At 70.1% G+C, this 7,913-nt stretch carries 8 protein-coding genes; 5 read left to right on the top strand and 3 right to left on the bottom strand.

Going from position 1 to position 7,913, the window contains the following annotated elements; genetic code table 11:
* Both ACYVE7_RS24795 and ACYVE7_RS24790 read left to right on the top strand, forming a co-directional pair.
* Positions 1-369, top strand: a 369-nt coding sequence (locus ACYVE7_RS24795) for a bifunctional adenosylcobinamide kinase/adenosylcobinamide-phosphate guanylyltransferase (protein ID WP_460367677.1), incomplete at its 5' end; no start/stop codon positions are given.
* Positions 370-410: 41 nt separating this feature from the next.
* Entirely contained in the window at positions 411-1,175 is a 765-nt protein-coding gene (locus ACYVE7_RS24790; protein ID WP_460367676.1) for an adenosylcobinamide-GDP ribazoletransferase, read from the top strand.
* Between the two features lie 9 nt (positions 1,176-1,184).
* On the opposite strand, the gene ACYVE7_RS24785 is transcribed toward ACYVE7_RS24790, so the two are convergent.
* The 3 genes from ACYVE7_RS24785 to ACYVE7_RS24775 are packed head-to-tail and all read right to left on the bottom strand — an operon-like array spanning position 1,185 to position 4,348.
* The gene (locus ACYVE7_RS24785) at positions 1,185-2,462 is read right to left on the bottom strand and encodes a sugar ABC transporter permease (RefSeq protein ID WP_460367675.1); all 1,278 of its coding nucleotides are present in this window, start codon (positions 2,460-2,462) and stop codon (positions 1,185-1,187) included.
* Positions 2,459-3,232, bottom strand: coding sequence for an ATP-binding cassette domain-containing protein (locus tag ACYVE7_RS24780; RefSeq protein WP_460367672.1), 774 nt, complete (start codon positions 3,230-3,232; stop codon positions 2,459-2,461). The genes ACYVE7_RS24785 and ACYVE7_RS24780 overlap by 4 nt, the downstream gene beginning before the upstream one ends.
* 30 nt (positions 3,233-3,262) lie before the next feature.
* Positions 3,263-4,348 carry a sugar ABC transporter substrate-binding protein gene (locus tag ACYVE7_RS24775; RefSeq protein WP_460367678.1) on the bottom strand — a complete coding sequence of 362 codons (1,086 nt, stop codon included), beginning with the start codon at positions 4,346-4,348 and terminating at the stop codon, positions 3,263-3,265.
* 264 nt (positions 4,349-4,612) lie between these two features.
* Between ACYVE7_RS24775 and ACYVE7_RS24770 the strand changes: the two genes are divergently transcribed.
* The 3 genes from ACYVE7_RS24770 to ACYVE7_RS24760 all read left to right on the top strand — a co-directional run.
* Positions 4,613-6,082, top strand: a complete 1,470-nt coding sequence (locus ACYVE7_RS24770) for a leucyl aminopeptidase (protein WP_460367671.1) — start codon at positions 4,613-4,615, stop codon at positions 6,080-6,082.
* Between the two features lie 117 nt (positions 6,083-6,199).
* Positions 6,200-7,579: a dihydrolipoyl dehydrogenase gene (gene lpdA / locus ACYVE7_RS24765; RefSeq protein ID WP_460367669.1), complete on the top strand. Its 1,380-nt coding sequence runs from the start codon at positions 6,200-6,202 to the stop codon at positions 7,577-7,579.
* 33 nt (positions 7,580-7,612) lie between these two features.
* Positions 7,613-7,913, top strand: a 301-nt coding sequence (locus ACYVE7_RS24760; protein ID WP_460367667.1) for a biotin/lipoyl-containing protein, incomplete at its 3' end; no start/stop codon positions are given.

Below are 7,913 nucleotides of genomic sequence, written 5' to 3'. Positions count from 1 at the left end.
CACCGGGTGCGGCGGCCGTCGTGGTGGCGCACGGTCGAGACGGCGGAGCTGGCGGGGGCACTGCGGGAGGCGCGGGGCGCCGTGCTCGTCGACGGGCTGGGCACGTGGCTGGCGGCCGTCATGGATCGGACCACGGCCTGGGAGGACCCTGCGGCCGTCCTGCCGCACTTCGCCGAGCTGGTGGACGCCTGGCGGCAGACCCCGGCCTGCGTCGTGGCCGTCACGGACGAGGTGGGGCTGTCGCTGGTGCCCGACCATCCGGCCGGACGGCTGTTCCGCGATCTGCTGGGGACCCTCAACCAGCGGCTGGCCGCCGAGTCCGAGGAGGTCGCGCTGGTCGTCGCGGGACGGGTGCTCGCACTGCCCTGATGACCGGACGATAAGGGCGATTCGCCCGTTACCCTCGGACCGTGAAGATCCCCGCCGGGTTGCGGCTCTCCTTCGGGCTGCTCAGCGTGTTCCCCGTCCGCTTCGCCGAGGCCGATCGGCGCACCTTCGGCGCGGCCATGGTGTGGGCTCCGGCCGTCGGAGCCGTCATCGGGCTCTGCCAGGGGCTGTTCGGGACCGGGCTGCGGTGGGCGGGCGCGAGCTGGCTGCTGGCCGCCGCGCTCTCCATCGGGCTGGGCGCGGTGCTGACCAGGGCCCTGCATCTGGACGGGCTCGCCGACGTCGCGGACGGGCTGGGCAGCCGCAAACCGCCCGAAGAGGCCCACGCCATAATGAAACGGTCCGACATCGGGCCGTTCGGGGTCGTCGCCCTCGTGCTCACCGTGCTGATCCAGACGGCGGCGCTGGCCTCGTCCCGGCACCAGCTCCTGGTGCTCGTGGTGGCGGCGGCGACGGCGCGGCTGGCGATCGTCTGGGCGTGCACGCCGGGCAACCGGGCGGCGCGGGCCGACGGGCTGGGCGCGAACGTCGCGCAGACCGTCCCGGTGGCGACCGCCGCGATCCTCAGCGCGGGGCTGCTAGCCGGCACCGCGCTGGTCACCCTGCTGTGGACCCGCGACGCCGAGACCGTCCTGCTGGTGACCCTCGCCCCGGCCGTCGCCGTCCTGGCGTGCGAGCTGTTCCGCCGCCACCTGGTCCGCAGATTCGACGGGATCACCGGCGACGTCCTGGGCTGTCTCGCCGAGACGGCGATGACCGTCACGCTGGTCATCGCCGTCCTCGGGTAGCGGGAGCCGTCAGGCGCGGCCCGCCGCCTTCTGGCTGCGCCGGCTCACCGAGTCGATGACGACCGCGGCGAGCAGCACCGCGCCGGTCACGATGAACTGCACCGAGTTGCCGACGCCCTGCAGCGCCATCCCGGACGCGATCGACTGGATCACCAGGGTGCCGAGGATCGCCGAGAAGGTCGAGCCGCGCCCGCCGAACAGGCTGGTGCCGCCGATGACGGCCGCGGCGATCGCCATCATCAGCACGGTGCCCTGGCCGGTCGACTGGCTCGCCGAGGAGATCCGCGACGCGAAGAACACACCGCCGACCGCCGCCATCCCGCCCGAGATCATGAAGACCGAGATCCGGATCCACGGGACGTTGATACCGGCCCTGCGCGCCGCCTCGATGTTGCCGCCGAGCGCGAACACGCTCCGCCCGTAGGTGGTGCGGCGCAGGACGAAGTCGCTGGCCACCACCACGATCAGGAAGATCAGCAGCGCGACCGGCAGGCCCTTGTACTGGTTGAGCACGAAGGCCGCGCCGAACGCGACGATCCCGAGGCCCGCGGTGCGGATCAGCAGGTCCGTGAGGGTCCGGCCCGGCACCCCGACGGCCTTGCGCCGCGCGTTGCCGACATAGGAGATCAGGAAGAACCCCACCGTGGCGACGGCCGCGAGCCCGTAGGCGGCGGCGAGCTGGCCGAAGTAGGAGCTGGTCAGCTTGGAGACCAGCCCGTTGTTGTCCAGGTTGATCGTGCCGTTCGGCCCCAGGATCTGGAGCTGGAGGCCGTTCCAGGCGAGCATTCCCGCCAGGGTGACCACGAACGACGGCACCCCGACCTTGGCGAAGAAGAAGCCGTGGACGGAGCCCAGCAGGGTCCCCACCAGCACTGCCGCGACGATCGCCGCGATCGGGTTCCACCCGTTGTTGACGTTCAGCACCGCCAGCACGGCCGAGCCGACGCCCGCGACCGAGCCGGCCGCCAGGTCGATCTCGCCGAGCAGCAGCACGAACACGATGCCGACGGAGATCATGCCGGTGGCGACGATGTCGATGCTGAGGTTCGACAGGTTCTGCGCCGACAGGAAGTTGCTGTTCAGGCTCTGGAAGATCACCCAGATGACGATCAGCCCGATGACCACGGGCAGCGAGCCCAGCTCACCGCCCTTGACCTTCCGGGTGAACTCGTGGAGATAGCCCTTCAGCCCCTCCTGGCTGACCGCCAGCCGCGGGTCGACCTGCGCCGCCTCGGCCGTCCGGTTGTCGGGCTCCGCGGGAGGCGGCTGCTCCGGCGCGGTGCTCATCGCTTCTCCCCTCTGGCCTGGCGGCGCGTCACCGCGTTGTCGGTCGCGCCCGTGATCGCCGAGATGATCTGCTCCTGCGTGGTCTCGGCCGTCGTGAAGAAGCCGTTGTTGTGGCCGAGCCGCAGCACCGCGACCTTGTCGGCGACGGCCCGCACGTCGACCATGTTGTGGCTGATCAGGATCACGCCGAGGCCCCGGTCGCGCAGCCGCTCCACCAGGTCCAGGACCTGCGCGGTCTGCTCGACGCCCAGGGCGGCCGTCGGCTCGTCCAGGATCACGATCTTCGGGTCGCCGAGCAGCGACCGGGAGATCGCGACGGTCTGCCGCTGGCCGCCCGACAGGGCCGCCACCGGGATCCGCACGCTCGGGATCTTGATGGAGAGCGTGTGGAGCAGCTCCGTCGCCCTGGCCTCCATCGCGATCTCGTCCAGGATCGAGAAGCGGCGCAGCTCCCGTCCGAGGAACAGGTTGGCCACCACGTCCAGGTTGTCGCAGAGCGCGAGGTCCTGGTAGACGGTCGCGACGCCAAGCTGCTGGGCGGCGGCCGGGCTGTTGATCGTGACCGGCCGCCCCTCCCACTTGATCTCGCCGCTGTCGGCGGGGCCGACCCCCGCGATCACCTTGATCAGCGTCGACTTGCCCGCGCCGTTGTCGCCGACGAGCGCCACGACCTCGCCTGCGTACACCTCCAGGTCCACATCGGTCAGCACCTGGACGGCGCCGAACCGCTTGCTGATTCCCCGCATCGCGAGGACCGGTTGCTCGGCCATGCCGACCTCCCCCCGTGAAAACCCCGGCCGTCAGCTGATGCCGGCGGCCTTGCAGGCGGCGGCGACCTGCGCCGTGCAGATCTCCTGGACCGTCCAGAACCCGTCCTTGACGACGGTGTCCTTGATGTTCGACTTGGTCACGACCTGCGGCGCGATGACCTGCGCGGGCACGTTGCTGACGGTCTGGTTGCCGGTCGCCGCCTTGCCGGAGCCGAGGTCGACGGCCATCTGCGCGGCGGCCTGGGCCTCCGGCTTGATCGGCTTGTAGATCGTCATGGTCTGGGTGCCGAGCAGGATCCGCTGGATGCCGGCGAGCTCGGCGTCCTGGCCCGTCAGCGGGGTGCCCTTGGCGACGCCCGCGTTCGACATCGACTTGGCGATACCGCCCGCCATGCCGTCGTTGGCCGAGTAGAAGCCGATCACCTTCTTGGCGCCCAGCGCGGTGATCGCGCCCTGCGCCTCGACCGCGGCCTTGTCCGGGCTCCAGTCGGGAGTGTCGTACTCCTTGCCGATGGTGACCTGGCCGTCGAGGACGCTGTGCGCGCCCTTCTTGAAGTCGGCGGCGTTCGGGTCGGTCGGCGAACCGTTGATCATGACGATCGGGCCGCGCTTGGCGTCGCCGCCGGCCTTCAGCGCGTCGAGCAGCGCCTGGCCCTGCTTCTTGCCGACCTCGACGTTGTCGAACGAGGTGTAGGCGTCGATCGGGCCCTGCGCGAGCCGGTCGTAGGCCACGACCTTGACGCCCTGGTTCTTCGCCTTGTTGACCGACGCGGCGATGGCCTTGGCGTCGACGGCGTCCAGGATCAGGACCTTGGCGCCGTTGGTCAGCATCGAGTCCACCTGCTGCTGCTGGAGGCTCGGGTCCTGGTTGGCGTTGACGTAGTCGACCGTGCAGTTCGGGCACAGCGACTTGATGTTCTCGGTGATGTACGGCCGGTCGAACTTCTCGTACCTGGCCGTCTTGGTCTCGGGCAGCAGCAGCCCGATCTTGAACCCTTCGGTGGCCGACCCCGTCGACCCCCCGGACGAGTCCCCCGACTCCTTCGCGCTCCCGCAAGCGACCGCGCCGAACGCCAGGGCGACCGACGCCCCTGCCGCCACCGCGACCTTCCCCATCTTCGAAACGCCCACGACACCTCCCCGTACGGCGACCAGCCCGATTCAGCCGATCATCGACCGCATACCCCCCAAGACCACCCATCCCCCCGCCCCCACCACTCCTCGCCCGCCCCATGGCCAATCCTTGACCGAGCCGGACGCGCGGGCCCCGCCTGGGGAAATTGCGGGGAATGCCCCAGATGGTCTACTCGGGACCGATCGGGGCAAGGCTTGATCGGAATAGGGAAAAACACCTCGTGGGTGCGACTAGAGTCGAGAGGCGTGACGACGAATCTGAGCATCACCCAGAACGACCCCGCCTCGCTTGACGTTGACGCCGTGGTCATCGGCACCGTCCCGGGGCCCGGGCTCGCGGTAGGGGCCGAAAGTGTCGACGCGGCGATGGACGGGCGGCTTCTCGAGGCGCTCAAGGCCGTCGGAGCGACCGGCAAGCCCGGCGAAGTGGTCAAACTGCCGACCCTCGGAGCGATCACCGCCCCGACCGTGGTCGCGGTGGGCCTCGGTGAGAACCCCGACGCCGAAGGGCTGCGCCGCGCGGCCGGAGCCGCCGTGCGCTCGCTGGCCGGGAAGGCGAAGGTCGCCGTCGCGCTGCCCGCCGCCACCACCGAGGCCGCCGGGGACGTGGCCACCGGCGCGCTGCTGGGCAACTACTCCTTCACCCGCTACCGGACCGGCGAGCAGACCGAACTCGTCGCCGACCTCGTGCTGGTGACCTCCGCCGACGCCACCGCGGCCGTCGAGCGGGCCGAGACCCTGGCCGGTTCGATCGCCCTGGTCCGCGACCTGGTCAACACCCCGCCGTCGCACCTCATCCCCGAAGACCTCGCCGACGTCGCCGAGCGGGTCGCCGCCGAGTCCGGGCTGCAGATCGAAGTGCTGGACGAGAAGGCCCTCGTGGACGGCGGCTACGGCGGCATCGTCGGCGTCGGGCAGGGTTCGGTGAACCCGCCGCGGCTGGTCCGGCTCGCCTACAGCCACCCGCAGGCCACCAAGACCGTCGTCTTCGTCGGCAAGGGCATCACCTTCGACACCGGCGGCCTGTCCCTCAAGCCCGCCGACGCCATGGACTGGATGAAGTCCGACATGGGCGGCGCGGCCGCGGTCCTGGGCTCGCTCCAGTCGATCGCCGCGCTCAAGCCCAAGGTCAACGTGATCGGCTACCTGACCATCGCCGAGAACATGCCGTCGGGCACCGCCCAGCGGCCGTCCGACGTGATCACGATCTACGGCGGCAAGACCGTCGAGGTGCTCAACACCGACGCCGAAGGCCGCCTCGTCATGGCCGACGCCCTCGTGCGCTCCGCCGAGGACCGTCCCGACCTGCTCGTGGACGTCGCGACCCTGACCGGCGCCCAGCTCGTCGCGCTCGGCACCCGCACCACCGGGATCATGGCCAACTCCGACGAGGTCCGCGAAGGCGTCGTCGCCGCCGCCGACCGCGCGGGCGAGGCGTCCTGGGGGATGCCGCTCCCCGAGGAGCTGCGCAAGGGCCTCGACTCCCCCGTCGCCGACATCGCCAACATCAGCGGCGACCGGTGGGGCGGCATGTTGACCGCGGGCGTCTTCCTCAAGGAGTTCGTGCCGGACGGCGTGCGCTGGGCCCACCTGGACATCGCGGGCCCGTCCTTCCACAAGGGCGAACCGTACGGCTACACCCCCAAGGGCGGCACCGGCGCCGCCACCCGCACCCTGGTCCAGATCGCCGAGGACGTCGCCGCCGGGCGGCTGTGACCGTCGTCATCCCGATCCACGGACCTACTCGTCAGTACAAGTGAAAAGATTGTCCTACCTGGCATTTCTCTGTGCAGGCGTGGGATAGATCAGCGTAGATCAGCTAAAGGAGCTCCAGTGGCGAACAAGGGCCCGTACGACATCGTCGTGCTCGGTGGCGGAAGCGGCGGATACGCCTGCGCCATCCGCGCCGCCGAGTTGGGCAAGCGCGTCGCTCTGATTGAGAAGGACCCCCAGGTCGGCGGGACCTGCCTCAACCGCGGGTGCGTCCCGACCAAGGCGCTGCTGCACGCCGCCGAGGTCGCGGACGAGACGAAGGAAGCCGCGTCGCTCGGCGTCAAGGCGACCTTCGACGGCATCGACGGCCCCGCCGTCCTCGCCTACAAGAACAAGATCGTCAACACGACGGTCAAGGGACTCACCGGCCTGATCAAGTCCCACGGCATCGAGATCATCGAGGGCTACGGCCGAGTGATCTCCCCCAACGCCGTCCAGGTCGGCGAGGACGTCTACGAGACCGCCAACATCGTGCTCGCGACCGGCTCCGTGCCCAAGTCGCTGCCCGGCCTCGAGATCGACGGCGACCGGGTCATCTCCTCCGACCACGCGCTCGACATGGACCGCGTCCCCGCCTCCGTGGTGATCCTCGGCGGCGGCGTCATCGGCGTCGAGTTCGCGTCGGTCTGGCGCTCCTTCGGCGCCGAGGTGACCATCGTCGAAGGGCTCCCGCACCTGCTGCCGCTGGAGGAGGAATCCTCCTCCAAGCGCCTCGAGCGGGCCTTCCGCAAGCGCGGCATCAAGTTCGAGCTCGGCGTGTTCTTCGAGAGCGTCAAGACCACCGACACCGGGATCTCGGTGTCGCTGGCCAACGGCAAGACCATCGACGCGGAACTGCTGCTCGTCGCCGTCGGCCGCGGGCCCGTCTCGCAGGGCCTCGGCTTCGAGGAGATCGGCGTCCAGGTCGACCGCGGCTATGTGATCGTCAACGAGTACTGCCAGACGACCGTCCCCGGCGTCTACGCGGTCGGCGACCTCATCCCGACCCTCCAGCTCGCGCACGTCGGCTTCGCCGAGGGCATCCTGGTCGCCGAGAAGATCGCCGGGCTCAACCCGACCCCGATCGACTACGACGGCGTCCCGCGCATCACCTACTCCAACCCCGAGGTCGCCTCGGTGGGCATCACGTCCGCCAAGGCCAAGGAGCTCGGGTTCGAGATCACCGAGGTCACCTACGACCTGGCCGGCAACCCCAAGAGCAAGATCCTGGGCACGCAGGGCGAAGTCAAGATGATCGCTCAGAAGGACGGCCCGATCCTCGGCGTGCACATGGTGGGCGCACGGATCGGCGAACTGGTCACCGAAGGCCAGCTTCTGTACAACTGGGAGGCCCTCCCCTCCGAGGTCGCGCAGCTCATCCACGCGCACCCCACCCAGTCCGAGGCGGTCGGCGAAGCAGCACTCGCCCTCGCCGGCAAGCCCTTGCACACCCATGGCTGAATCCAGCCGATCTACAAGGAGTCGCTGAGAACCATGCCGGTCTCCGTAACCATGCCCCAGCTCGGTGAGAGCGTTACCGAGGGCACCGTCACCCGTTGGCTGAAGAAGGAGGGCGAGACCGTCGAGGTCGACGAGCCGCTCCTCGAAGTGTCGACCGACAAGGTCGACACCGAGATCCCTTCGCCGGCCGCGGGTGTGCTGACCAGCATCACCGTCGCCGAGGACGAGACCGTCGAGGTCGGCGCGCAGCTTGCGATCATCTCCGAGGCGGGTGAGGCCCCGGCTCCTGCGGCGGCCCCTGCGGCCGCTCCGGCGCCCGCGCCCGAACCCGCCC

The organism is Actinocorallia lasiicapitis, from assembly GCF_054778695.1.
This window is presented reverse-complemented; position numbering and strand designations above follow the sequence as displayed.